This window comes from Pseudomonas sp. MF09150 (genome assembly GCF_059862355.1).
The window spans coordinates 162,630-189,333 of record NZ_JCBCUS010000004.1; the positions used below are offsets into that span (position 1 = coordinate 162,630).

A 26,704-nucleotide genomic window follows, 5' to 3' on the forward strand; every position below is an offset into this window, starting at 1 on the left:
CAAGCCTACCGGCGAAATATCCTGAGCACGATTGTCTCTTTGACTGCCAACACGGGATTGCCAATACTCATGGCAACTTGACGCTACGCGCACGGAACAAGGAATAGCCCTTTGAAGCTGGAACTCAAAAACAGCTTGTCGGTGAAGTTGCTCCGGGTTGTGCTGCTGTCGGCACTGATCGTGGGCGTAGTCTTGAGCTGCGCGCAAATTGTCTTCGACGCCTACAAGACTCGGCAGGCGGTGGCCAACGATGCCCAGCGCATTCTCGACATGTTTCGCGACCCATCGACCCAGGCGGTCTACAGCCTGGACCGGGAAATGGGGATGCAGGTCATTGAAGGGCTGTTTCAGGACGATGCCGTGCGCATGGCCTCCATCGGCCATCCCAACGAAACCATGCTCGCGGAAAAAAGCCGTGAGCTGCAGCAATCCCCCAGTCGCTGGCTCACCGACCTGATCCTCGGCCAGGAGCGCACCTTTACCACGCAGTTGGTAGGTCGCGGCCCCTACAGCGAATATTACGGCGACCTGAGCATCACCCTCGACACCGCCACCTACGGCAAGGGCTTCATTGTCAGTTCGGTGATCATTTTCATTTCCGGCGTCCTGCGTGCCCTGGCCATGGGCCTGGTGCTGTACCTGGTGTATCACTGGCTGCTGACCAAGCCGCTGTCGCGCATCATCGAGCACCTGACCACCATCAACCCGGACCGTCCCAGCGAACACCAGATTCCACTGCTCAAGGGCCACGAGAAAAACGAACTGGGGATCTGGATCAACACCGCCAACCAGTTGCTGGCCTCCATCGAACGCAATACCCACCTGCGCCACGAAGCGGAAAACAGCCTGTTGCGCATGGCCCAATACGACTTCCTGACCGGCCTGCCCAACCGCCAGCAATTGCAGCAGCAACTGGACAAGATCCTGGTGGACGCCGGGCGCCTGCAACGCCGAGTCGCGGTGCTGTGTGTCGGCCTGGATGACTTCAAGGGCATCAACGAACAGTTCAGCTACCAGACCGGCGACCAGCTGCTGCTGGCCCTGGCCGACCGCCTGCGTGGCCACAGTGGTCGCCTCGGCGCCCTCGCTCGCCTGGGCGGCGACCAGTTCGCCCTGGTCCAGGCCGATATCGAACAACCCTATGAAGCCGCGGAACTGGCCCAGAGCATCCTCGACGATCTGGAAGCGGCATTCGCCCTCGATCATCAGGAAATACGCCTGCGCGCCACCATCGGCATCACCCTGTTTCCCGAAGACGGCGACAGCACCGAGAAGCTGCTGCAAAAAGCCGAGCAGACCATGACCCTGGCCAAGACTCGGTCGCGCAACCGTTATCAGTTCTATATCGCCAGCGTCGACAGCGAGATGCGCCGCCGTCGCGAGCTGGAAAAAGACCTGCGCGAAGCCCTGGTGCGCGAACAGTTCTATCTGGTCTATCAACCGCAGATCAGCTACCGCGATCACCGCGTGGTCGGGGTCGAGGCATTGATTCGCTGGCAGCACCCGGAGCACGGCCTGGTGCCACCGGACCTGTTCATTCCTCTGGCCGAACAGAACGGCACCATCATCGCCATCGGCGAATGGGTGCTGGACCAGGCCTGCCGGCAACTGCGCGAGTGGCACGACATGGGTTTCAGCGACCTGCGCATGGCGGTCAATCTGTCCACGGTACAACTGCACCACGCCGAGCTGCCGCGGGTGGTCAACAACCTGCTGCAGATCTATCGCCTGCCACCGCGCAGCCTGGAGCTGGAAGTCACCGAGACCGGCCTGATGGAAGACATCAGCACCGCCGCCCAGCATCTGCTGAGCCTGCGCCGCTCCGGCGCACTGATCGCCATCGACGACTTCGGCACCGGATACTCCTCATTGAGCTATCTCAAGAGCCTGCCTCTGGACAAGATCAAGATCGACAAGAGCTTCGTTCAGGACCTGCTGGATGACGATGACGATGCAACCATCGTGCGGGCGATCATCCAGTTGGGTAAAAGCCTGGGCATGCAGGTGATTGCCGAGGGTGTGGAAACCGCCGAGCAAGAGGCCTACATCATCTCCGAAGGCTGCCATGAAGGTCAGGGCTATCACTACAGCAAGCCCCTGCCGGCCCGGGAGTTGAGCGCCTACCTGAAACAAGCCCAGCGCAGCAACGCGGCGATCCTCTGAGCGGGCAACCGCGCAACGGGGCTTGATCCAGCGCAACCGTCCCGCGAATAAGAAATATTTCCAAGAGCAACCCTTTACACATAATGCAAATCTTTCGCATTATGTGGCAGTTTTGCGCGCCCCCGCGCCTGTCCACCCCTCTCGAAGCAGGATGTTCGCCATGATTCGTATGCCTCTGGCTACCGCCAGTCTGTTGGCCATCGCTATTTCCCTCGCCGGTTGTGGCGAAGGCAAAGACAAGGCCGCCGCGCCTCAAGCGCCGACCCCAGCCACCAGCACTGCCACTCCTGCGGCAGACGCCAGCGCCGGCAAGGTCGACGAAGCCGCAGCCAAGGCCGTTGTCGCGCACTACGCCGACCTGGTCTTCGCCGTGTTCAGCGATGCCGAATCCACCGCGAAGAACCTGCAAACCGCAGTCGACGCCTTCCTCGCCAAGCCGAACGCCGACACCCTGGCCGCCGCCAAGACTGCCTGGATCGCCGCCCGCGTGCCCTACACCCAGAGCGAAGTGTTCCGCTTCGGCAACACCATCATCGACGACTGGGAAGGTCAGGTGAACGCCTGGCCCCTGGACGAAGGCCTGATCGACTACGTCGACAAGAGCTACGAGCACGCGCTGGGCAACCCGGGCGCCACCGCCAACATCATCGCCAACACTGAAGTCCAGGTCGGCGAAGACAAGGTCGACGTGAAAGACATCACTCCGGAAAAACTCGCCAGCCTCAATGAGCTGGGCGGTTCCGAAGCCAACGTCGCCACCGGCTACCACGCTATCGAATTCCTGCTCTGGGGCCAGGACCTCAACGGCACCGGTCCAGGCGCCGGCAATCGTCCAGCCTCGGACTACCTGGAAGGCGCCGGCGCCACCGGTGGCCACAACGATCGTCGTCGTGCCTACCTCAAGGCCGTAACCGACCTGCTGGTCAGCGACCTCGAAGAAATGGTCGGCAACTGGAAGCCGAACGTGGCCGACAACTACCGCGCCACCCTGGAAGCAGAACCGGCTGAAACCGGCCTGCGCAAAATGCTCTTCGGCATGGGCAGCCTGTCCCTCGGCGAACTGGCGGGCGAGCGCATGAAGGTTTCCTTGGAAGCCAACTCCCCTGAAGACGAGCAGGACTGCTTCAGCGACAACACCCACAATTCGCACTTCTACAACGCCAAGGGCATCCGCAACGTCTACCTGGGCGAGTACACCCGCACCGACGGCACCAAGCTGACCGGCGCGAGCCTGTCTTCCCTGGTGGCAAAAGCCGACCCGGCCGCCGACACCGCGCTCAAGGCCGACCTGGCCGACACCGAAGCCAAGATCCAGCTGATGGTCGATCACGCCAACAAAGGCGAGCACTACGACCAACTGATCGCGGCCGGCAACGACGCGGGCAACAAGATTGTGCGCGACGCCATCGCCGCCCTGGTCAAGCAGACCGGTTCGATCGAACAGGCCGCCGGCAAACTGGGGATCAGCGACCTGAACCCGGACAACGCCGATCACGAGTTCTGATCCGCGCTGTATAAAAAAGGCGACCTTCGGGTCGCCTTTTTATTGCCTGCCCCACGCAATGGCTGGCAGACCCCGCCCAGCTTGTCCTGGGTCAAACCAAACGATAATTCCTCTTATTCAAATTTCGTCGCCCTGTTAGACTTTGCGCCCTTGTTTTGCTCGTCTTGCAGGATGTCCGATGCCCTTGTCGCTGCTTCGCTGGTCTGCGCTATTCATGGCCCTGAGCCTGAGTGCCTGCGATGACGCCCCGCGTTTCACCAAGGCCGAACCTGGCGAAGCCCGCTCAGGCGGCGCGGCCACGGTACGCAAGACCGATCAGAACGCCTTCTCCCTGCCCTCGGCCAACCTGTCGCCCACGCGGCGCCTGGACTTCAGCGTCGGCAACAGCTTTTTCCGCAGCCCCTGGGTGATCGCTCCGTCCACCACCACGGCCCGCGATGGCCTTGGCCCGCTGTTCAACACCAACGCTTGCCAGAACTGCCACATCAAGGACGGCCGCGGCCATCCGCCCACGCCAGATGCCGCCAACGCGGTGTCGATGCTGGTGCGCCTGTCGATCCCCAACGACCCGGCCTACGCCAAGCTCATCGAACAGGTCGGTATCGTGCCGGAGCCGGTGTATGGCGGGCAGTTCCAGGACATGGCCATCCCCGGCGTGGCCCCGGAAGGCAAAGTGCGCGTGGAGTACGACCCGGTCAGTGTGCGGTTCAAGGACGGCACCGAGGTCGAGTTGCGCAAGCCAAGGTTGCTGCTGACTCAGTTGGGCTATGGGCCGATGCACCCGGACACCCGATTCTCGGCCCGCGTGGCACCACCGATGATCGGCCTCGGCCTGCTGGAGGCCATCCCCGAGGCGGCGATCCTGGCCAATGCCCAAGCCCAGGCCAGCGCCAAAAACGGCATCGCCGGCCGCCCCAATCAGGTCTGGGACGATGCCCTGCACAAAACCGTGCTCGGGCGTTTTGGCTGGAAAGCCGGGCAACCCAACCTCAATCAACAAAATGTTCACGCGTTTTCTGGTGATATGGGCCTGACCACCAGCCTGAGACCATTCGATGACTGCACCGACACCCAGACCGCCTGCAAACAAGCCCCCACTGGCAACGGCCCCGACGGTGAGCCGGAAGTCAGCGACAACATCCTGCGCCTGGTGCTGTTCTACAGCCGCAACCTGGCCGTTCCGGCCCGCCGCGATGTCGGCTCGCCGCAGGTCCTGGCCGGCAAGAATCTGTTCTTCCAGGCCGGTTGCCAGTCCTGTCACACCCCCAGCTACACCACGGCGGCCAATGCCGCCGAGCCCGAACTGGCCAACCAGGTGATCCGCCCCTACAGCGACTTGCTGCTGCATGACATGGGCGAAGGCCTGGCCGACCACCGTACCGAGTTTCTGGCCGGCGGCCGGGACTGGCGTACACCGCCACTGTGGGGCGTCGGCCTCACCCAGACGGTCAGCGGTCACACCCAGTTCCTGCATGACGGCCGCGCCCGCAACCTGCTCGAAGCCGTGCTCTGGCATGGCGGCGAAGCCCAAGCGGCGCAGCAACAGGTTTTATCTTTCAATGCCGAACAGCGTGCAGCGTTGCTGGCATTCCTGAATTCTCTATAAGCTTTTCTCCATTAAAAAAGGGAGCCCGACCATGTTTCGTCCCAAATTGCTGTTTACCAGCCTTGCCGCCCTCGCCCTCGGCGCCTGCTCGCCGCAGGACCCGCAGGCCGTGACCTCCGCAGCCATCGCCAAGCAGGTGATCCTGCCGACCTACAGCCGTTGGGTCGAAGCCGATCGTCAACTGGCGGTCAGCGCCCTGGCGTTCTGCGAAGGCAAGGAAAACCTCGACACCGCCCGTGCCGACTTTCTTCACGCGCAAAAAGCCTGGGCCGAGTTGCAACCGCTGCTGATCGGGCCGCTGGCCGAGGGCAATCGCTCGTGGCAGGTGCAGTTCTGGCCGGACAAGAAAAACCTGGTGGGGCGCCAGGTCGAGCAACTGGTCACCGCCAACCCGCAGATCGATGCAGCGGCGCTGGCCAAGTCCAGCGTGGTGGTACAAGGCTTGTCGGCCTATGAGTACATCCTGTTCGACAGCAAGATCGACATGGCCAACAGCGAGCAGAAAGCCCGCTACTGCCCTTTGCTGACCGCCATCGGCGAACGTCAGAAAACCCTGGCCGAAGAGATCCTGTCGAGCTGGAACAGCAACGACGGCATGCTGGCGCAGATGAGCAAGTTCCCCAACCAGCGCTACGCCGATTCCCATGAAGCGATCGCCGATCTGCTGCGGGTCCAGGTCACGGCCCTGGACACTTTGAAGAAAAAGCTCGGCACGCCGATGGGCCGCCAGAGCAAGGGCATCCCTCAGCCGTTCCAGGCTGATGCCTGGCGCAGCCAGTCGTCCCTGCAGAGCCTGGAAGCCAGCCTGAGCGCGGCGCAGACGGTCTGGGCCGGGGTCGACAACAAGGGCCTGCGTGGCCTGCTGCCGGCTGAGCAAAAGCCGCTGGCCGACAAGATTGATGCCGCCTACGCCGCGTCCCTGAAACTGTTCGCCAGCAGCCAGCGTTCCCTCAGCGAAATGCTCAGCGACGATGCCGGCCGCCAGCAACTCAACGATATCTACGACAGCCTCAACGTGGTCCACCGCCTGCACGAAGGCGAACTGGCCAAGGCGCTGGGCATCCAACTGGGCTTCAACGCCAACGACGGTGACTGATCATGCTGCGACGTCAGGCCGTGGCGCTCGGCAGCCTGCTGCTGAGCGCGGTCACCCTGGGCGGCTGGAAGCTGTTCAAGCAACAGAATCAAAGCCCTTTGCTGCTGTCGGCCAGGGATGATGGCGACGGTCAGCATTATGCGGTCGGCTACCGCCTGGATGGCCAGCAAGTGTTCGCCACCCAGGTCGGCCAGCGCTGCCACGACATCATCAATCACCCGACGTTGCCGATGGCGTTGTTCGTGGCCCGGCGCCCGGGCACCGAGAGTTACCTGATCGACCTGCGTGACGGCCGTCTGCTGCAGACCCTGAGCTCGCAGCCGAACCGGCACTTCTACGGCCATGCGGTGATCCATCACAGCGGCGACTGGCTATACGCCACCGAAAACGACACCACCGATCCCGGTCGTGGCCTGCTGGGCCTGTACCGATTCGAGGGGGAGCGACTGGTGCACAGTGGCGAGATTTCGACCCACGGCATCGGTCCGCACCAGGTGTCGTGGATGCCCGATGGCGAAACCCTGGTGGTGGCCAACGGCGGCATCCGCACCGAGGCCGAGAGCCGGGTCGAAATGAACCTCAACGCCATGGAGCCGAGCCTGGTACTGATGCGCCGCGACGGCACCCTGCTGAGCAAGGAAACCCTGGCCCAGCAGATGAACAGCGTGCGCCACTTGGGTATCGCAAGCGACGGCACCATCGTCGCCGGCCAGCAGTTCATGGGCGCCGCCCACGAGTCCTCCGAGCTGTTGGCGATCAAGCGTCCCGGGCAGCCCTTCGTCGCTTTCCCAGTGGCCGAGGAACAACTGCAAGCCATGGGGCATTACACCGCCAGCGTCGCAGTACACAGTGATTTGCGCCTGGTGGCCCTCACCGCGCCCCGGGGCAACCGCTTTTTTATCTGGGACCTGGACAGCGGCGAACTGCGCCTGGATGCGCCCCTGCCGGACTGCGCCGGAGTCGGTGCGGTCGCCGACGGCTTTGTCGTGACCTCGGGCCAGGGCCGTTGTCGCTTTTACGACTGCCGCCAGAAACAACTTGTGGCAAAACCCCTGGAGCTGCCCGCAGGCCTCTGGGATAACCATTTGCATCTGATCTAGCCGCTCCCCCCTTCGCCGCCCCTGGCGAAGGGGCTCCAGTTGAATGGATTGTCATCTGGAAGCCCCCGAAAAGACGGAGTAATGTGCCCGGCTATCCACGCTTTTTATTCCCGGCTTTTTGTCCAAGGAAACGGAATATGCTGCGCCGCCGCATGCTGATCATGTTGGGTATCGTCCTGTTAATCGTGCTGCTGCTGGCGGGCTACAAAGCCTTCTCCATCTACCGGCAGATTCAGGTGTTCTCGGCCCCACCGCCGCCGATCAGCGTCGCCGTGGCCACCGCCAGCGAGCGCCCCTGGCAAAACCGCCTGCCCACTGTCGGCACCCTCAAGGCCTTGCAGGGCGTCAACCTGAGCCTGGAAATCGCCGGCACCGTCAAAGACCTGCAGTTCGAGTCAGGGCAACAGGTCAAGGCCGGGCAAGCGCTGCTGCAACTCGACAGCGCAGTGGAAAGCGCCCTGCTGGAAACCGCCCAGGCCGACCTCGGGCTAGCCCAGCTGGATTTCGGTCGCGGCAGCCAACTGGTTGGCAGCCAGGCCATTTCCAAAGGCGAATTCGACCGGCTCTCGGCGCAGTTGCAAAAGAACAAAGCCACGGTCAATCAGCTGAAAGCCGCGCTGGCCAAGAAACACATGCTCGCGCCCTTCAGCGGCACCATCGGCATCCGCCAGGTGGACATTGGCGACTACCTGGCCAGCGGCACGGTGATCGCTACCTTGCAGGACCTGAGCAGCCTCTACGTCGACTTCTACATTCCGGAACAGTCGGTGCCGAAAGTCGCCCTGGGCCAGCCGGTGCAGATCAGCGTCGCGGCCTACCCCGGGGACCAGGTCGAAGGCAAAATCAGCGCCATCAACCCCAAGGTCGAGAACAGCACGCGCAACGTGCTGGTCCGCGCCACCCTGGCCAACCCGGGTGGCAAGCTGCTGCCGGGGATGTTCGCCAACCTGCAAGTGCTGCTGCCGGATCCACAGGCAAAAATCGTGGTCCCGGAAAGCGCCATCGCCTACACCCTCTACGGTAATTCGCTGTACGTGGTGGCCCACAGGAAAGCGGCGGACGGCAGCGAGGAAAAAGACCCTCAGGGCCAGCCGATCCTGATCGCCGAGCGGCGCTACGTCGAAACCGGCGAACGTCGGGACGGCCTGGTGCTGATCAACAAGGGCGTGGCCAAGGGCGAGCAGGTGGTCAGCGCCGGGCAGATCAAGCTGGACAACGGCGCGCACATTGCCATCAGCCCGGACAAGCTGCTGCCCGATCATCAGAACAGCCAGCCACGTACTGACTGATCAAGGAATCACCATGGCTTTTACCGACCCGTTCATTCGTCGCCCGGTGCTCGCCACCGTGGTCAGCCTGCTGATTGTGCTGCTGGGCTTCCAGGCCTGGAGCAAGTTGCCCCTGCGCCAATACCCGCAGATGGAAAACGCCTTGATCACGGTGACCACTGCCTACCCCGGCGCCAACGCCGAGACTATCCAGGGCTATATCACCCAGCCGCTGCAACAGAGCCTGGCCAGTGCCGAAGGCATCGACTACATGACCTCGGTCAGCCGCCAGAACTTCTCGGTGATTTCGATCTACGCGCGCATCGGCTCCAACAGCGACCGCCTGTTCACAGAACTGTTGGCCAAGGCCAACGAGGTCAAGAACCAACTGCCGCAAGACGCCGAAGACCCGGTCCTGAGCCGGGAGGCCGCCGACGCCTCGGCGCTGATGTACATCAGCTTCTTCAGTAAGGAGCTGAATAACCCGCAGATCACCGACTATCTGTCGCGGGTCATCCAACCGAAGCTGGCGACCCTGCCGGGCATGGCCGAGGCCGAGATCCTTGGCAACCAGGTGTTCGCCATGCGCCTGTGGCTGGACCCGGTCAAGCTGGCCGGCTACGGCCTGAGCGCCAGTGACGTGACCGATGCCGTGCGCCGCTACAACTTCCTGTCGGCGGCCGGCGAGGTCAAGGGCGAGTACGTGGTGACCAGCATCAACGCCAACACCGAGCTCAAATCCGCCGAAGCCTTTGCCGCGATTCCGCTGAAAGTCGACGGTGACAGCCGGGTCCTGCTCAGCGACGTGGCACGGGTGGAAATGGGCGCGGAGAACTACAACGCAATCAGCTCTTTCGCCGGCACGCCTTCGGTCTACATCGGCATCAAGGCGACTCCCGGCGCCAACCCGCTGGATGTGATCAGGGAAGTGCGCAAGCTTATGCCCGAGCTGGAGTCCCAGCTGCCGCCCAACCTCAAGGTCGAGATTGCCTACGACGCCACGCTGTTTATCCAGGCCTCGATCAACGAGGTGCTCAAGACCCTGTTCGAAGCCGTGCTGATCGTGATTGTGGTGGTGTTCCTGTTTCTCGGCGCCCTGCGCTCGGTGGTGATCCCGGTGGTCACCATCCCGCTGTCGATGATCGGCGTGATGTTTTTCATGCAATTGATGGGCTACTCGATCAACCTCTTGACCCTGCTGGCCATGGTATTGGCCATCGGCCTGGTGGTGGACGATGCGATTGTGGTGGTGGAGAACATCCACCGGCATATCGAAGAGGGCAAGACGCCGCTGGACGCAGCCATCGAGGGCGCCCGGGAAATCGCCTTGCCGGTGGTTTCGATGACCATCACCCTGGCCGCGGTGTATGCGCCGATCGGGTTCCTGACGGGGCTGACCGGAGCGCTGTTCAAGGAGTTCGCCCTGACCCTGGCCGGGGCGGTGGTGATTTCCGGAGTGGTGGCCCTGACCCTGTCGCCGATGATGTGCGCGCTGTTGCTGCGCCACGATGCAAACCCCAGTGGCCTGTCCCACCGTCTCGACCAGATATTCGAGGGCCTCAAGCGCCGCTACCAGCGCATGCTTCACGGCACCCTCAACACCCGGCCGGTGGTGCTGGTGTTCGCGTTGATCGTGCTGTGCCTGATTCCGCTGCTGCTTAAGTTCACCAAGTCGGAACTGGCCCCGGACGAGGACCAGGGGATCATTTTCATGATGGCCTCGGCCCCACAACCAGCCAACCTGGACTACCTCAACGCCTACACCGATGAGTTCATCACGATCTTCAAGGAGTTCCCCGAGTACTACTCATCGTTCCAGATCAACGGCTTCAACGGCGTGCAGTCAGGGATCGGCGGCTTCCTGCTCAAGCCCTGGAGCGAGCGCAGCCGGACCCAGATGCAAATCCTGCCGGAAGTTCAGGGCAAGTTGAGCTCCATCGCCGGGCTGCAGGTGTTTGGCTTCAACCTGCCGTCCCTGCCGGGCACCGGGGAGGGCCTGCCCTTCGCGTTCATCATCAACACCCCCAATGACTACGAGTCGTTGCTGCAAGTGGCCGAGCGCATCAAGAAACGCACCATGGAGTCCGGCAAATTCGCGTTCGTCGACCTCGATCTGGCCTTCGACAAACCGGAAGTGGTGGTCGATATCGACCGCGCCAAGGCGGCGCAGATGGGGGTTTCAATGCAGGATCTGGGCAGCACCCTGGCCACCTTGCTGGGGGAGGCGGAAATCAACCGTTTCACCATCGACGGCCGCAGCTACAAGGTGATCGCCCAGGTCGAGCGGGCCTACCGCGACAACCCCGAATGGTTGAACAACTACTACGTGAAAAATACCCAGGGCCAGGCGTTGCCGCTGTCGACCCTGATCACCGTCACTGACCGCGCGCGTCCCCGGCAGTTGAATCAGTTCCAGCAACTCAACGCGGCCACCATGTCCGGCGTGCCCATCGTCAGCATGGGCGAGGCGATCGAGACCGTGCGTCAGATTGCCCGTGAGGAAGCACCGGCGGGTTACGCCTTCGACTATGCCGGTGCCTCCCGCCAGTTTGTGCAGGAAGGCAGCGCGCTCTGGGTCACCTTTGGCCTGGCACTGGCGATTATTTTCCTGGTGCTGGCCGCGCAGTTCGAGAGCTTTCGCGATCCACTGGTGATTCTGGTGACGGTGCCGCTGTCGATCTGCGGGGCGTTGATCCCGCTGTTTCTCGGCTGGTCGAGCATGAACATCTATACCCAGGTCGGACTGGTGACCCTGATCGGGCTGATCACCAAGCACGGGATCCTGATCGTTGAATTCGCCAACCAACTGCGCAAGGACAAGGGCCTGACCCCGCGTCAGGCAGTTGAAGAGGCCGCCGCCATACGCCTGCGTCCGGTACTGATGACCACCGCGGCCATGGTCTTTGGCATGGTGCCCTTGATCCTGGCCACCGGCGCGGGGGCCGTCAGCCGTTTTGACATTGGCACCGTGATCGCCACCGGCATGTCAATCGGTACCCTGTTCACCCTCTTCGTATTGCCGTGCATCTACACCTTACTGGCCAAGCCGGACAGATAAGCGCCAACACAGTAAAAGGCCTCGCAATGCGAGGCCTTTCAGGTGGGCTTGCTGCTCTTCAACTTTGCGGCCTCATTCCCTGAGTCATGCCGAACATGAACAACAACAGATCATGGTCGGGCTTGACCACCGCAGAGGCTTTGGCCACTCGTGGCAGAGGACAATGCGCATCGCTGTGCATTGCACTGAGCACTTGCGTACGCGGCTGCTCCCAGGCAGCCACGGCCAGTGAGGCGACCACCAGGGCGCCTACCAGAAACAAACCTCGTGCAACTTCTAGCTTCATCGCTATAAACCTTTGATAGCGCTGCCAAACGCCGTCTTGTAAAAGTAGTAGAGTTTGTCCCAGTCCGTGGCATTCCACGACGAATGGCGACGCAGTTGTTTCATGTCATGGGCCGCCGCTCGTTGACGGGACAGGCGTTGCCGACACTTCTCGAAATCCAGCAGCGCCACCTCGACCTCGGCCGACGCCCCGCTCCCGGTGACCTTGACGAACACATGCTTGGCATATAGGCAACCGTGCTGCCAACGCCCCTGATGCATGCGCGCCAGGGTCTGGGCCAATTCCTTGAGCAAACGATCATGCAGCGCTTCGTCGTGACGCTCACGCTCGCCCGCGGCATACCAGTTTTCCACTTCCACAAAGCCCTCGAGCGCCGCGGTGACCAACAGCGCCCGCCACTGGTGCTCGGGATCACGTTGCGCACCACAGAACACCAGCTCCGGCACCCGCACGTCCAACAGACGCAAGCCCTTGAGGGCGGTCTCCTCACGCAACACAGTGGGGCGACCAAAGGGGTGCAGCCAACTGCGATAAATATGCCCGGTCTGACGTTTTACATAGAGCAAACGGCCGTTGATGCCCGAAACCCGCTGCACACCGCTTTCCCCGCCTCGACGTCGATTGGGCTCTTCAACCCATTCGCCGTGTTGATTCCAAAAATAATCGAAGCGATCTGCGTGCGCGACGTCCATTTCCGATGCACATTCAACAGCCATCCTGTTACCTCTTACGTAGTACGTAAACCCGCCACATAGCGTAGAGCGGGAAAAAATCCAGACGATCCTGGACGCGAAAACCTGCCTGTTCAAATTCTTGTTCTACCGTGGCCGCAGGTAACACAAACCGGTTCTGGTAACCCTGCTCCCCGTTTTCCTCGAGCCGCTGGCGCTCCATGCGCTTGCGTTTCCAGGCCTTGAAATTACCGTCAACCCAGAGTGAAACGATGACGCTATCGCGGGTAACCCGCTGAAATTCCTGCAACAAGGCGACCCTATGCGCCGACTCACCAATGTGGTGTAGCAGACGCATGGAGAAAATGCTGTCGACTGCGTTATCTGGCAGATCGATGGCAAATGCAGAGGTCTGCAAGGGTTGTACCCGTTTTACCACCTCACCCGGTTGAGCCACGGTGGCTATCTTCAACATGGATGCGGAATTATCAGCACCAATGATCACGCGGTTGGCTTTTTCCGCCAGCAATGGCCAGAAGCGCCCGGCTCCACACGGCAAATCGAGCACCAGCCCCGGCTCACCGGCCAGGGCCAGGGCGGCACGGGCCAACTGCTCATCACGCCGATGGGACAATTTGCGCGCAAGACCGTTCTGGTGCTTGAGCAAATAGTCCTGGGCATGCTGATCGTCGTACTTTTCGGAAAATTCCAGCTTGATCGGGGTCGCCATCATCAAAGTCTCCTGCAACTGATGGCGCCACTTTAGGTAGCGGACTGTCAGCGTCAGGTCATGCCTTTGTGAAAACTTTGTCCCGTCCACGGCGAAAATATTACAGATTTTTACAGCTTATCCGAGGTGGCATGGGGCCACATGGCAGCAGATAAACGGCAAAGAGCAATGCCCCGGAGAACCGGGGCATAAGGAGGGTTCAGGCTTTGGCCTGGTTCAAATCCACCTGAAAGCGGCAACCGTTCGGGGTCATGGTGCTCAAGGTCACGGTCCAGCCCTGGTTTTCGCAGATCCGTTGCACCAGCGACAAGCCCAGGCCCAGGCCTTCGCCGCGTTTTTCATCGCCGCGGACAAAGGGCTCGAACATTGCTTCGCGCTTCTCCTCCGGGATACCGACACCGCTGTCTTCGACCACAAAACCCTGAGGCTGCAAGGTGAGGCGGATGTAGCCCTGCTCGGTGTAGTGCAACGCGTTGCGCAGCAGATTACCCATCACCGCGTGCAGGAAGGTCGCGTTATAGCGCGTGTCCAGGGGTTGTCTGGGTTCGAAGATGAGCTCGATGCCCTTATCGCGGATCGGCCCGCTCCAGAGCCCGATCAAATCATCGGCCACCTGGCTCAGCGTCAACTGCGGCGACATGCTCGCATCTTCACGCTGGGCCCGCGCCAGCATCAGGAACGTCTGCACCAGCTCGCGCATTTCCTCGCAGGCACGGGCGATGCGTTCGACCTGGGCGCGACCGCGCTGGTCGATGCAGGGGTTTTCCAGCAACAACTCGCAGGAGCTGGCCAGCACCATCAGTGGCGTGCGCAGCTCATGGCTGACATCGCTGGTAAACAGCCGTTCGCGACTCAGGGCCTGGCGCAAGCGGCCCAGGGTGGCGTCGAACGCCACCGCCAGCTCGCCGACTTCATCCGCCGCGTAGTCGGGCGCCAGCGGCGGGGCCAGGCCCAACAGTTGGTCGCGATGGCGGACCTGACGCGCCAGGCGCACCACCGGAGCCATGACGCGTCGCGCCAGGATCCAGCCAAGAAACACCGCCAGCGCCAGGCTGAGGACAAACCCCACCAGCACCACAGCGAACAGCACCCGCTCGCGCTCTTCGAAATCACTTTGGTCCTGCAGCAGGACATAGCGCCGTCCGTCGACGACCTCGACCATGGCGTGGTACGACAGCTGCTCGCGAAACACCTCATGGAACCCGGGATCCAGATGGCGCAGATCCTTGGGCAATTCGAAATCACCACGGCCGCCACTGTAGTAAAACAGCTGGTCCGGCTCCGGGCGATGGCTCCAGTCACTGACGTTGTCCATCAGCAACAGCCGCTGCAGATCGCCCCCCAGCCCTGCGGAAATCAGTTTTTCCTCGACCAGGTGCACAGTGGCAACGATGCCCATGGCGAAGGCGCCCGCCACCAGCGCACTCATCAGGGCAAAGGCAATGATGATCCGCTGGGCAAGGCTTTGCTTAAACTCCATCGCGCCCCTCGGCCAGGCGATAACCGACGCCGTGCACAGTGTGCAGCAGGGGTTTGGCAAACGGCTTGTCGATCACCTGCCGCAACTGGTGCACATGGCTGCGCAGACTGTCGCTGTCAGGGCAGTCATCGCCCCACAGCGCTTCCTCGAGAATCTCGCGCCGCAGCACATGGGGGCTTTTCTGCATCAGGACCGCCAGCAGCTTCAGCCCCACCGGGTTGAGCTTGAGCAAACGCCCCTCACGGGTGACCTCCAGGGTGTCCAGGTCATAGCTCAGGTCACCGACCTGCAACGCGCGGCGCCCGCCGCCCTGGGCCCGGCGCATCACGGCTTCGATGCGCGCGGCCAGCTCGGACAGGGCAAAAGGCTTGACCAGGTAGTCGTCGGCCCCGGACTTGAAGCCCAGCAGTCGGTCATCCAATTGATCGCGGGCAGTGAGCATGATCACCGGGGTGTCGCGCCGGGCGTCTTCGCGCAGGCGCTTGCACAGGGTGTAGCCATCGATACCGGGCAGCATGATGTCGAGCACGATCAGGTCGTAATGCTCGGTGGCGGCCAGATGCAAACCTGACAAACCGTCCTGCGCACAGTCGACGGTGTAGCCCTTGAGCCCCAGGTAATCGGCCAGATTGGCCAAAATATCGCGGTTGTCTTCAACCAATAAAATTCGCATCGGCACTTTCTCCACACGCTGTTACGGCCGTCTTGGCTCGCGCAGCTTACGGCCAAGCGCAGCTCAGAGCCAGAACTGCGCGAACAGCACTCCGGCCGCGGTGCCGACGGTGCCCGGCGCTTAACAAGTTTTTCACTATCGGTTCACAACCTCTCTACAGTGTCGTCTCCACACTCCCCCCCATTGAATAATAAGGAATGTTAACAATGGACCTGCTCAAGTCAGCGCCGTTGCGTTTTCTGCTGCTTCTGACCAGCTCCTGGCTGGTGATTTTCCTCCTGACCCGCAGCGTGTTGCTGATCACCCACCTGGACGAGGCCGGAAGCCATTTCCTGCCGCTGTTCGGGATCGGCGTGCTCTATGACCTGGGTTTCCTGGCCTACGCCGCATTGCCCCTGGGCCTGTATCTGTTGCTGTGCCCGCCGGGCCTGTGGCGTCGCAAAGGCCATCGCTGGTTTCTCCATGGCCTGCTGTGTGTCAGCCTGTTCGCGATGCTGTTCACCGCCGTCGCGGAGTGGTTGTTCTGGGATGAGTTCGGGGTGCGCTTCAACTTTATTGCCGTGGATTACCTGGTGTACTCCGACGAGGTGCTGAACAACCTCCTGGAGTCGTACCCGATCGGCACCTTGCTGAGCATTCTCGCGGTCCTGGCGATTGCACTGAGTCTGGCCCTGCGCAAACCGTTCAACGCGGCACTCGATGCACCGTTACCAGCACTGCGTGGACGCCTGGTCAGTGCACTGGGCCTGGCGCTGCTTGCCGGGGCCAGCCTGCAACTGCTCAGCCAGGACAGCCCCCGCGCCCAAGGTGGCAATGCCTATCAGAATGAACTGGCGAGCAACGGGCCCTATCAATTCTTTGCAGCATTTCGCAATAACGAACTCGACTATCCGCAGTTCTATCGCAGCCTGCCGGCGCCAATCGTGGCCCGCCAATTGCGCGACGAACTCAGCGAGCCCAATGCGCGCTTTATCGGCAATGACCCACTGGATATCCGGCGGGTCATCGATAACCCGGGCACGCTGCGCAAAGCCAATATCATCCTGGTGACCATTGAAAGCTTCAGCGCCAAGTACATGGGCAGCAACGGCGACGAGCGCAACCTGACACCGAACCTCGACGCCCTGCGCAAACAGAGCCTGTACTTCAACAATTTCTACGCCACCGGGACCCGCACCGACCGGGGCCTGGAAGCCATCACCCTGGCCATCCCCCCCACCCCGGGGCGCTCGATCGTCAAGCGCGTCGGCCGTGAAAGCGGCTTCGCCAGCCTGGGCCAGCAACTCAGCGCCATCGGCTACGACAGCGTGTTCGTCTACGGTGGCCGTGGTTACTTCGACAATATGAACGCGTTCTTCGGCGGCAACGGCTATCGCGTGGTCGATCAGAGCAGCGTCGAAGAGTCACAAATCCACTTCAAAAATGCCTGGGGCATGGCCGACGAAGACCTCTACCAGCAAACGCTCAAGCTGGCGGACGCCGACTATGAGAAGCAACAACCGTTTCTATTGCAGTTGATGACCACGTCCAACCACCGCCCCTACACCTACCCCGATGATCGGATCGATATCAAATCCGGCAAGGGTCGTGACGGCGCGGTGAAATACACGGACTACGCCATCGGCCAGTTCCTCGAGGCCGCGCGGCAAAAGCCCTGGTTCGACAACACCATTTTCGTGTTTGTCGCCGACCACACAGCGGGCAGCGCCGGCAAGGAAGACTTGCCGATCACCAACTACCAGATCCCGCTGTTCATCTATGGACCCAAACTGATCGAAGCCCGGGAAACCGCGCAGTTGGCCAGCCAGATCGACCTGGCCCCAACCCTGCTCGGCCTGCTCAACCTGGACTATCAATCGACCTTCTTCGGCCGCAACTTGCTGCAGGACAACCCGCTGCCGCCTCGCGTGGTGGTCGGTAATTATCAGCACCTGGGGCTATTCGATGGCCAGGATCTGGCTATCCTCAGCCCACGCCAGGGACTGCGCCGACATGACCAGGCGTTGGGCGACAGCCGTGAATCCCAGGCCGAGGCCAGCGACCCGCTGATTACCCGAGCCATCACCTACTACCAAGCCGCCAGCTATGACTTCAAGCAACAGCTGCTGGGCTGGAAACCCGCGCCAAAAGCTTCGGTCGAGATCAGCGTGCGTTAAGCGAAAGGCCCCGGAGCCATCGCCCCGGGGCCTTTCAAGCATTGTGGATGCTGGCTTTCCTGCCCTCTCCTTCTGCCTCTCTCGCCTGCGCCCCATTTCACTACTTGGAAGTATCCTGCCACTTCACGCAGCACCGGCCCCTGCGCAGTGGCGCCAGTGATTCAGGGAGCACTCGCAAAGCGTTACAAGCCAGGCCTGCCAACAAGCAGGCATAAAAAAGCCCCGCTTGCTAAACGCAGGCGGGGCTTTTCAGTACAGCGGGTAAGGCTGGCTGTCGGGTAAGAAACGGCCATTACTGACCGTCCCTCCCCTAAGAACTGTACGTGCGAGTTTCCCCGCATACAGCTCAAGCCTTTGTAAGCCCTTTCTCAGTTGAAAGAGCCGGTGCCGCACTGTGTAACTGTCGATGACAGTTGGGATGCAACAACACCAGATTGCCCAGCTCGTCGCATCCGCCCTTGTGCCGCTCGATAACATGGTGAATGTTCCACCCGCTTTCGAACGTAATCAACTGCTTGCACATCGGGCAGCGCTTGCTCTGGCCAAGCCACAGCGTCAGCGTCTTCCGCTTCCCCTCGTCCGAGCTTCGCCACGCATATTCCAGCCGTTGCTCGAAGTACATCTCGTCCTCTGGGGCGTATGGGTTAGCCTCCGCCTTGATCTTGGTGTGCCGCTTGATCGGCGTATCGCTGGCGTACAACAAGTGGAGCAGTTTGCCGCTGGGGTGTAGCCCGGAGAATACCCAACTACGTGTTCCCACGCGCTTGAAGTATTTTTCCTTGATCCAACGTTTGCAGCGATTCAGATGTCGCCGCCTGCACCATCGCCATAGCAATTTCCAGATCCTGTAATCCACGTAGTTGAAGGTCTGCTTGGCGACAATCGGCCGATGATAATTGGCCCAACCCCGAATAACTGGATTGAGCTGCTTGATCAACAGGCTGGCCGGTGCCGCTTTGTTCGCTTCAACCAACGCCTTAACCTTGGCCAGAAATGCTTTCACGTTCTTGTGGGCTGGCTTTATCAGCAGCTTGTCACCGTACTTGCGAATATTCTGACCGAGGAAATCGAACCCATCCGATACATGCGTGAACAACGTTTTCTCCACCGCAAGGCTCAACCCCCGCTCGGCCATGAAGGCTTCGACGAGTGGCTTCACCTCGTTTTCCAGCAGCTCTTTCGAGATGCCGGTGATGACGAAATCATCTGCGTATCGCACATAGTTGACCTTGGTCTTGTAGCTGGCTTTGGTATTACGCTGCCCGAACCGAGATTCGAGCTCCTTTTCCAGTCCATCAAGGGCCAGGTTGGCCAATACGGGCGAGATGATCCCTCCTTGCGGAGTTCCCGCCCCTGTCGGATTCAATCGACCGGATTCCAAATATCCCGCTTTCAGCCATTTCCTTAGAACCACTTTGTCCATCGGGACGTTAGTGATCAGCCAGTCGTGACTGATGTTGTCGAAACATCCCTTTATATCGCCCTCCATGACCCACTGCGCAGAATGCTTGCGACCGAGATTGACGAACAATTGCTCGATTGCATCTGCCGTGGAACGGTGAGGGCGAAAGCCATAGGAATTTCGGTCGGCTGTGGTCTCAGACACCGGTTCAAGTGCCAGCAGGTATAACGCCTGCATCGCTCGATCCAGCATCGTCGGAATCCCCAGCGGTCTACGCTGGCCATTTGCTTTGGGAATGTAAATCCGCCGCAGTGGCCGGGGCTTGTAGCCCCTGCGCTCTAACCGAAAAACTGCCTTCCATTTGCTTTCAGGCGTGCTCCAGGTTTCCCCATCGACGCCGGGAGTCCTGCGACCCCGGTTTTCAGTGACCCGTTTAACCGCCAATACCTTGGCGGCAAACGAGCGAACCAGCATACGCTGCAAGGTTTTCACCTGCCGCCATTGCTGATTCTTGGCTGCCTTCGCGATCCGTACCTGTAGCCCTCGCACCTGTCGATGACCTGTTTCCCAGTCTATCGAATGCCAACTGATGGCCAGATGGGAGGACGCAGGTACTTCTATTTCAGACGCACTCATCTTGCTTTTCCTCCAGAGAAGATTTCCCCAGAGGGCAGTAGACGCACGTCGCCCTTGTGGGGGAGTGAGTACACTGCCCCGCAAGGGATTTCTATGAGTTAGACGCAGCCGGTCAAACCGACAAACGTCTGTTCTTGATGGCTTTACAGGCCTTCTCGCGATCAAAGACCAGTCGGAAGTCAGCACCGTTTCCAGTCAGGGCAGAGCCCTTATCCAACCCCATTACAGGGAGGCATTCGCTTTTTCCGACATCCTCTACCCGCATTTTCAACAGTCTTCCTCACGGTCGACCTGCCTTGCCATACAGGCCAATGGCGAAAATACGGGCTTACCGAGTTCCATAACCGTCACAAGGATGGGTTAGGCCCTGCCTATTCACCGATGACTCAATGTCAGCGTGCCCCCAGATGTAAAAGGGACAACCAGTCATGCACCATTTTGGTCAAAGCCTATCAGCAACTTTGGCTCCATGCGGTTGACGGTGTTTATCAGCAGTTCACTTACGTTGGCCATACCAACCAGCCTAGCGTCTCACCCGCGTGTTGCTCGCAGGGTCTGCATGGTGCCTCGCGGCGACCACACACCACAGAATCATGGGACTACATTGTCAGGAAGCTTCGCACCCCGCCGTTACCAGCGACGCACTATCCCTAGGCTACTTTTGGCTGAACAAAAGGTCTCGCGCCCCTCTACCTTGCGGTTTCCGGGTGAGACAATGACAGCTATGGCTTGCGCCCTATAGATAGGAGCAGGCCAGCTCTTTGGACACGATTTCCCATACCTCCCTCGCAGTGATTCAAAATCTGCAAGCTCAGTACGCATATCGTTCTGATGATTTCCAGAGAGAAAATCACGATATATAGGCGACATTACGCCGAATTCTAAGCACCTTGTGAGTGCCGGAAATCCGGGTTTTGACGCCCGGACTTCGGGTTTTTTAAGCTGTTTCTGCGGGAAAGTGATCACCGGTTCAACCGGTGATCACCTAAGATGTAGCCCGCTAGGTGCTTCTACCTATAGCGACTCTCGTCGCACTACATCATGCCGCCCATGCCGCCCATACCGCCCATGTCTGGCATACCGCCGCCAGCTGGAGCGTCTTCTTTGATCTCGGCGATCATCGCTTCGGTGGTGATCATCAGGCTGGCGATGGAAGCCGCTGCCTGCAGAGCCGAACGAGTCACTTTAGCTGGGTCAAGGATGCCCATTTCGATCATGTCGCCGTATTCGCCGGTAGCAGCGTTGTAACCGTAGTTACCCGAACCCTGCTTGACCTTGTCGACCACAACGCTTGGCTCGTCGCCGGAGTTGGCAACGATCTGACGCAGTGGCGCTTCAACAGCGCGACGCAGCAGTTGGATACCAACGTCCTGATCGGCGTTGTCGCCTTTCAGTTCGCTGATGGCTTGCAGAGCGCGAACCAGTGCCACGCCACCGCCAGGTACCACGCCTTCTTCAACGGCTGCACGGGTAGCGTGCAGGGCGTCTTCAACGCGGGCTTTCTTCTCTTTCATTTCAACTTCGGAACCAGCGCCAACCTTGATCACTGCAACGCCGCCGGACAGCTTGGCCAGACGCTCTTGCAGTTTTTCACGGTCGTAGTCGGACGAAGTGTCAGCCACTTGCTGACGGATCTGCAGAACGCGAGCCTGGATGTCAGTCTCAACGCCAGCGCCGTCGATCACGGTGGTGTTTTCTTTGGACAGGATCACGCGCTTGGCATTACCCAGGTGTTCCAGGGTAGTGCTTTCCAGGCTCAGGCCGATCTCTTCGGAGATAACGGTACCGCCAGTCAGAACAGCGATGTCCTGCAGCATTGCCTTGCGACGGTCGCCGAAGCCCGGTGCCTTGACGGCAGCGACTTTGACGATGCCACGCATGTTGTTCACAACCAGAGTCGCCAGGGCTTCGCCTTCAACGTCTTCGGCCACGATCAGCAGTGGACGGCCGGCTTTGGCAACGGCTTCCAGTACTGGCAACATTTCGCGGATGTTGGAGATTTTCTTGTCAACCAGCAGGATCAGCGGACCGTCCAGCTCGGCAGTCATGGTCTCTGGCTTGTTGACGAAGTACGGGGACAGGTAGCCACGGTCGAACTGCATGCCTTCAACAACCGACAGTTCGTTTTCCAGGCCCGAGCCTTCTTCAACGGTGATCACGCCTTCTTTACCGACTTTTTCCATGGCTTCGGCAATGATGTCGCCGATGGAGCTGTCGGAGTTGGCCGAGATAGTGCCGACCTGAGCGATGGCCTTGGTGTCAGCACAAGGCTTGGACAGGGCTTTGAGCTCTTTGACGATAGCGATGGTCGCTTTGTCGATACCGCGCTTGAGGTCCATTGGGTTCATGCCGGCAGCGACGGCTTTCAGGCCTTCGTTGACGATCGACTGAGCCAGAACGGTAGCGGTGGTGGTGCCGTCGCCTGCGTCATCGTTGGCACGGGAGGCAACGTCTTTGACCAGCTGCGCGCCCATGTTTTCGAAGCGATCTTTCAGCTCGATTTCTTTGGCGACGGAAACGCCGTCCTTGGTGATGGTCGGAGCGCCGAAGCTCTTCTCGATGATCACATTACGGCCTTTCGGGCCCAGGGTCGCTTTTACTGCGTCAGCCAGGACGTTGACACCGGCGAGCATTTTCTTACGGGCGGAATCGCCGAATTTAACTTCTTTAGCAGCCATGATCGATATTCCTTAAATACTTTGTAGTAACGGGAAAATGAGCGGGAAATCAGCCTTCGATAACAGCGAGAATCTCGTTCTCAGCCATTACCAGCAGGTCTTCGCCGTCTACTTTCACAGTGTTGCTGCCGGAGTAAGGGCCGAACACAACCTTGTCACCCACTTTCACGGCCAGCGCACGTACTTCACCGTTGTCCAGCACGCGGCCGGTACCGACAGCAAGGATTTCACCGCTGTTGGCTTTTTCGGCAGCCGAACCTGGCAGAACGATCCCGCCAGCGGTTTTCTTTTCTTCTTCGCTGCGACGGATGACGACGCGGTCATGCAGAGGACGAAGCTTCATTGTCGATCTCTCCTAATTGTGGTTTTAAGCGGCCGGTGTGGTTGCCGGCGGGTTAGCAAATCCGGCGTTGCCGGTTGCGACTCGACAAGCGAGCCGCGGAAGTCTGTCTGGCGTAACCACCAGAAACCTTGCGGTGACCGTTACATAAGGGCGCATAAGCTTATTACAAGGGCGGCCCAGTGAAATTTTTTACTTTCCTGGCGCCGAAAACCAACACGGCACCTTCAAGGTGCCGTGTCGATGTGCGGTTGAATCACGAATCGCGGTGCTCGAACTCGCCTTCGATCACATTCGGCTCACGCCCGACCGGACGCTGTGGCGCCGGACCGCCGCGAGCGGCATGCATATCGTCGGCAAAGGCTCGCTGACGAATCGCCTGTTCCTCGGCGCGCTGGCGCATTTTATTGGCCAGCAAGCGACGAGTCAGGGGCAGCAGCATGATCAGGCCAAGCACGTCGCTGACGAAGCCCGGCAGGATCAGCAGACCGCCGGCCAGGGCCATCATCAGGCCCTCGAGCATGGTCTGCGCGGGCAACTCGCCACGGTTCAGGCTTTCACGGGCCTTCAACGCCGTGGCCAGGCCTGCGACACGCAGCACCAGCACCCCCAACATCGAGCCGAGGATAATCAGCAGCAACGCCGGGAAAAACCCGATGGCAGCACTGACTTTGACGAATACAAACAGCTCTAGCACCGGGAACAGCAGAAAGAGCAACAGAAAAGGGCGCATCAAGTGGTTTCCTCTACGGAAGAATGCCTTCCAATAGACCCTAGATGACGTCGCCAATTCGTGAATTCAAGCGTCGGCGGTCGTATTTTTCGGCCATTGTTCAGCGTGGGCCAGGAAAACCAGGGCCTCGCGCACTTGTGTCGGCGTATTACACAGGCTTGGAAAGGGTAACCAGTACAGCGCCTGGCCGATACGCAGGTGCATGCCCTCGGTGTCGACCCCGACCATGTGCGCGGGCGCGGTCTTGGGCAACCCGGCCAGGTCGACATAGTGGGCGATGGCTTTGCCATGGTCGCTGTTCATGTGCTCGACCATGCTGATTTCGCCCTTGCCGGCAAACGGGTTGGCCAGGGTCACCTGGTCGACCCAGTGGATCGCGCCGAAGCCACCGATATAGCGATGGCGAACCGGCTTCAGGACCCAGAAATCAAAATCGTGGGCCTGATGGTAATTCTGCGATTCGGGGAAGTAGCGGTAGTAACGCTCGGCAGCGGCGTCGATGGCGGCGCTGTCTTCAAGCTTTTCGGCTTCGGCGAGGTAGGTCAGGCGCCCCACGGCCTGCACATCTTCAGCTTCGCGCTCGCCCACCAGCAACGAGCACTTGGGGTCTTTCTGCAGGTTATGGGAGTGCTGGGCGATGCGGCTGATCAGGATCAGCGGCCGGCCCTGCTCATCCAGGCAATAGGGCACCACCGAACCAAAGGGAAAACCGGGCATGGCCTTGGAGTGGGTCGACAATACGCCGCGGTATTCCTTGAGCAGTAATTCTCGTGCATTCTTGGCAGCTTCAACGCTCACTTTATGACTCCTTTTAACTAATCCGTCGAAAACGGACGGGCGCCTGGAGCAGTGTTCCAGTTACGCCATCGGGGCAATTCTCATCTGCAGCCAGGCCATGTCCGGCGCGGGGATTTCCCAAAGGAAAACCACTCTGACCTGCTAGCGGGACATGCGAATGCAACTCACTGACAAAGTAATCATTATCACTGGCGGTTGCCAGGGTCTGGGCCGCTCCATGGCCGAGTATTTCGCGGCCAAGGGCGCCCGGTTGGCGCTGGTCGACCTCAACCCGGAAAAACTCGATCAGGCGGTCGCCGCTTGTCGCGCGGCGGGTGTCGAGGCTCGCAGCTACCTGTGCAACGTGGCCAATGAAGAACAGGTGACGCACATGGTGGCCCAGGTCGCCGAGGACTTCGGAGCCATTCACGGCCTGATCAACAATGCGGGCATTCTGCGCGACGGCCTGCTGCTCAAGGTCAAGGACGGCGAAATGACCAAGATGAGCCTGGCCCAATGGCAGGCGGTGATCGACGTCAACCTGACCGGGGTGTTCCTGTGCACTCGGGAAGTCGCGGCAAAAATGGTCGAGCTGAAAAACAGCGGCGCCATCATCAATATTTCCTCGATCTCCCGTGCCGGCAACGTGGGCCAGACCAACTACTCGGCCGCCAAGGCCGGGGTCGCCGCGGCTACCGTGACCTGGGCCAAGGAACTGGCGCGCTACGGCATCCGCGTAGCCGGCATCGCACCCGGCTTTATCGAGACCGAAATGACCCTGGGCATGAAACCCGAAGCCCTGGAAAAAATGACCTCGGGCATTCCGCTCAAGCGCATGGGCAAACCGGAAGAAATCGCCCATTCGGCGGCTTACATCTTCGAAAACGACTATTACACCGGGCGCATCCTGGAAATGGATGGCGGCTTGCGGATCTGACTCCCCCCTGCCAGGCAGGCTCCTTATTCCACGGGAACCTGCGCTGGAGAGGGCTTCATCAATCGTCGCTGATGGTGATATTCGGCATCGCCGGTGCAGCGGCTTCCTGCAACACGATCCGCGCACCGACGTGGCGCGCCAGTTCCTGGTAAACCATGGCGATCTGGCTGTCGGGCTCGGCGATCACCGTCGGCTTGCCACCGTCGGCCTGCTCGCGAATCAGCATCGACAACGGCAACGAGGCCAGCAGCTCGACATCGTATTGGCTGGCCAGCTTCTCGCCGCCGCCTTCACCGAACAGGTGCTCGGCGTGGCCGCAGTTGGAGCAAATGTGCACCGCCATGTTTTCGACGACGCCCAGCACCGGGATATTGACCTTGCGGAACATCTCCACGCCCTTGCGTGCGTCGAGCAGGGCCAGGTCCTGTGGCGTGGTGACGATCACCGCACCGGCCACCGGCACCTTCTGCGCCAGGGTCAGCTGGATATCACCGGTGCCTGGCGGCATGTCGATCACCAGGTAGTCGAGGTTGCCCCAGTCGGTCTGGGTCACCAGTTGCAACAATGCCCCGGAAACCATCGGCCCGCGCCAGACCATCGGCGTGTTGTCGTCGGTAAGGAAGGCCATGGACATGACTTCGACCCCATGGGACTCGATCGGCACAAACCACTTCTGGTCCTTGATCTTCGGCCGAGTGCCTTCGGCGATGCCGAACATGATGCCCTGGCTCGGGCCGTAGATATCAGCATCGAGGATGCCGACCTTGGCGCCTTCGCGGGCCAGGGCCAGGGCCAGGTTGGCGGCGGTGGTGGATTTGCCCACACCGCCCTTGCCGGAGGCCACTGCGACCACGTTCTTGACGTTGGCCAGGCCCGGAATCTGGGCCTGGGCCTTGTGCGCGGCGATCACGCTACTGATCTCGACCTTGGCGCTCGCCACGCCGTCCAGGCCTTCAATGGCCAGTTGCAGCATCTGCGCCCAGCCGCTCTTGAACAGATCGGCGGCGTAGCCCAGCTCGAGCTGGACCGACACACGGTCGCCCTGCACCTCGATAACCCGCACGCAACCGGCGCTGACGGGGTCCTGATTCAAGTAAGGGTCGGTGTACTGGCGAAGTACGGCTTCCACCGCTGCGCGATTGACGGCGCTCATGGGCAACTCCGATAACAAGACTGGAAAAACAGGCGGCTATCCTACGCCGGACATACATGCGTGGCGAGGGAGCTTGCGCCCTCCGACCGGCAAAGTCGTTGCAACCGAACTGATTCGGTCAGTCTGGCAGCGCCACATCGACCGGCTCGGGGCGACTTCACCCCCAGCACAAGCCAGCGGCCTGGCTACGGTTTTTGTGAGCGCCGCACTTGGATACAGGCTCACGGGGTGAAAAATCCGCGCCGGCGCTTTATAGT

General features: G+C 60.6%; 20 protein-coding genes. 9 read left to right on the forward strand and 11 right to left on the reverse strand.

The window, feature by feature from the left end; translation table 11 throughout:
- Positions 1-111: 111 nt before the first annotated feature.
- The 7 genes from AC19YX_RS16890 to AC19YX_RS16920 all read left to right on the forward strand — a co-directional run bounded on the left by AC19YX_RS16890 (position 112) and on the right by AC19YX_RS16920 (position 11,795).
- Complete coding sequence (locus tag AC19YX_RS16890) at positions 112-2,163, forward strand: putative bifunctional diguanylate cyclase/phosphodiesterase (RefSeq protein WP_020298613.1); 2,052 nt, start codon at positions 112-114, stop codon at positions 2,161-2,163.
- Positions 2,164-2,323: 160 nt separating this feature from the next.
- Positions 2,324-3,667, forward strand: a complete 1,344-nt coding sequence (locus AC19YX_RS16895; protein WP_078471907.1) for an imelysin family protein — start codon at positions 2,324-2,326, stop codon at positions 3,665-3,667.
- A gap of 178 nt (positions 3,668-3,845) precedes the next feature.
- A complete protein-coding gene (locus AC19YX_RS16900) occupies positions 3,846-5,273 on the forward strand; it encodes a di-heme oxidoreductase family protein (protein WP_500606638.1) in 1,428 nt (475 codons plus the stop codon).
- Between the two features lie 31 nt (positions 5,274-5,304).
- Positions 5,305-6,369 carry an imelysin family protein gene (locus tag AC19YX_RS16905; RefSeq protein ID WP_020298610.1) on the forward strand — a complete coding sequence of 355 codons (1,065 nt, stop codon included), beginning with the start codon at positions 5,305-5,307 and terminating at the stop codon, positions 6,367-6,369.
- 2 nt (positions 6,370-6,371) lie between these two features.
- Positions 6,372-7,469: a DUF1513 domain-containing protein gene (locus tag AC19YX_RS16910; RefSeq protein WP_078471910.1), complete on the forward strand. Its 1,098-nt coding sequence runs from the start codon at positions 6,372-6,374 to the stop codon at positions 7,467-7,469.
- Positions 7,470-7,606: 137 nt separating this feature from the next.
- Positions 7,607-8,758 carry an efflux RND transporter periplasmic adaptor subunit gene (locus tag AC19YX_RS16915; protein ID WP_500606639.1) on the forward strand — a complete coding sequence of 384 codons (1,152 nt, stop codon included), beginning with the start codon at positions 7,607-7,609 and terminating at the stop codon, positions 8,756-8,758.
- A 13-nt stretch (positions 8,759-8,771) separates the two neighbouring features.
- Positions 8,772-11,795: a multidrug efflux RND transporter permease subunit gene (locus AC19YX_RS16920; RefSeq protein WP_500606640.1), complete on the forward strand. Its 3,024-nt coding sequence runs from the start codon at positions 8,772-8,774 to the stop codon at positions 11,793-11,795.
- Positions 11,796-11,853: 58 nt separating this feature from the next.
- On the opposite strand, the gene AC19YX_RS16925 is transcribed toward AC19YX_RS16920, so the two are convergent.
- The 5 genes from AC19YX_RS16925 to colR form a co-directional block, all read right to left on the reverse strand.
- Positions 11,854-12,081: a hypothetical protein gene (locus tag AC19YX_RS16925; protein ID WP_020298606.1), complete on the reverse strand. Its 228-nt coding sequence runs from the start codon at positions 12,079-12,081 to the stop codon at positions 11,854-11,856.
- Positions 12,082-12,083: 2 nt separating this feature from the next.
- Positions 12,084-12,797 (reverse strand): lipopolysaccharide kinase InaA family protein, encoded by a 714-nt coding sequence (locus tag AC19YX_RS16930; protein WP_078471913.1) that lies wholly within the window; start codon positions 12,795-12,797, stop codon positions 12,084-12,086.
- A gap of 4 nt (positions 12,798-12,801) precedes the next feature.
- Positions 12,802-13,482 carry a class I SAM-dependent methyltransferase gene (locus AC19YX_RS16935; RefSeq protein ID WP_078472052.1) on the reverse strand — a complete coding sequence of 227 codons (681 nt, stop codon included), beginning with the start codon at positions 13,480-13,482 and terminating at the stop codon, positions 12,802-12,804.
- A gap of 199 nt (positions 13,483-13,681) precedes the next feature.
- A complete protein-coding gene (locus AC19YX_RS16940) occupies positions 13,682-14,962 on the reverse strand; it encodes a sensor histidine kinase (protein ID WP_078471914.1) in 1,281 nt (426 codons plus the stop codon).
- Positions 14,952-15,635 carry a two-component system response regulator ColR gene (gene colR / locus AC19YX_RS16945; RefSeq protein WP_020298602.1) on the reverse strand — a complete coding sequence of 228 codons (684 nt, stop codon included), beginning with the start codon at positions 15,633-15,635 and terminating at the stop codon, positions 14,952-14,954. Before colR ends, AC19YX_RS16940 begins: the two co-directional genes overlap by 11 nt.
- 206 nt (positions 15,636-15,841) lie before the next feature.
- Between colR and AC19YX_RS16950 the strand changes: the two genes are divergently transcribed.
- Complete coding sequence (locus AC19YX_RS16950; RefSeq protein WP_500606641.1) at positions 15,842-17,791, forward strand: LTA synthase family protein; 1,950 nt, start codon at positions 15,842-15,844, stop codon at positions 17,789-17,791.
- 346 nt (positions 17,792-18,137) lie between these two features.
- Here AC19YX_RS16950 and ltrA read toward each other — a convergent pair whose 3' ends face one another.
- The 5 genes from ltrA to AC19YX_RS16975 all read right to left on the reverse strand — a co-directional run bounded on the left by ltrA (position 18,138) and on the right by AC19YX_RS16975 (position 24,378).
- Positions 18,138-19,829 carry a group II intron reverse transcriptase/maturase gene (gene ltrA, locus AC19YX_RS16955; RefSeq protein ID WP_071534438.1) on the reverse strand — a complete coding sequence of 564 codons (1,692 nt, stop codon included), beginning with the start codon at positions 19,827-19,829 and terminating at the stop codon, positions 18,138-18,140.
- A 1,034-nt stretch (positions 19,830-20,863) separates the two neighbouring features.
- The gene (groL, locus tag AC19YX_RS16960) at positions 20,864-22,507 is read right to left on the reverse strand and encodes a chaperonin GroEL (RefSeq protein ID WP_020298600.1); all 1,644 of its coding nucleotides are present in this window, start codon (positions 22,505-22,507) and stop codon (positions 20,864-20,866) included.
- 49 nt (positions 22,508-22,556) lie between these two features.
- Positions 22,557-22,850, reverse strand: a complete 294-nt coding sequence (locus tag AC19YX_RS16965; protein ID WP_019827816.1) for a co-chaperone GroES — start codon at positions 22,848-22,850, stop codon at positions 22,557-22,559.
- A 253-nt stretch (positions 22,851-23,103) separates the two neighbouring features.
- Entirely contained in the window at positions 23,104-23,580 is a 477-nt protein-coding gene (locus AC19YX_RS16970; RefSeq protein WP_020298599.1) for an FxsA family protein, read from the reverse strand.
- A 66-nt stretch (positions 23,581-23,646) separates the two neighbouring features.
- Positions 23,647-24,378 carry a HugZ family pyridoxamine 5'-phosphate oxidase gene (locus AC19YX_RS16975; protein WP_500606642.1) on the reverse strand — a complete coding sequence of 244 codons (732 nt, stop codon included), beginning with the start codon at positions 24,376-24,378 and terminating at the stop codon, positions 23,647-23,649.
- 157 nt (positions 24,379-24,535) lie between these two features.
- On the opposite strand from AC19YX_RS16975, the gene AC19YX_RS16980 reads away from it, so the two are divergent.
- Positions 24,536-25,294, forward strand: coding sequence for an SDR family oxidoreductase (locus AC19YX_RS16980; protein ID WP_201127614.1), 759 nt, complete (start codon positions 24,536-24,538; stop codon positions 25,292-25,294).
- Positions 25,295-25,352: 58 nt separating this feature from the next.
- On the opposite strand, the gene apbC is transcribed toward AC19YX_RS16980, so the two are convergent.
- Positions 25,353-26,447 (reverse strand): iron-sulfur cluster carrier protein ApbC, encoded by a 1,095-nt coding sequence (gene apbC / locus AC19YX_RS16985; RefSeq protein ID WP_500606643.1) that lies wholly within the window; start codon positions 26,445-26,447, stop codon positions 25,353-25,355.
- Positions 26,448-26,704 lie beyond the last annotated feature (257 nt).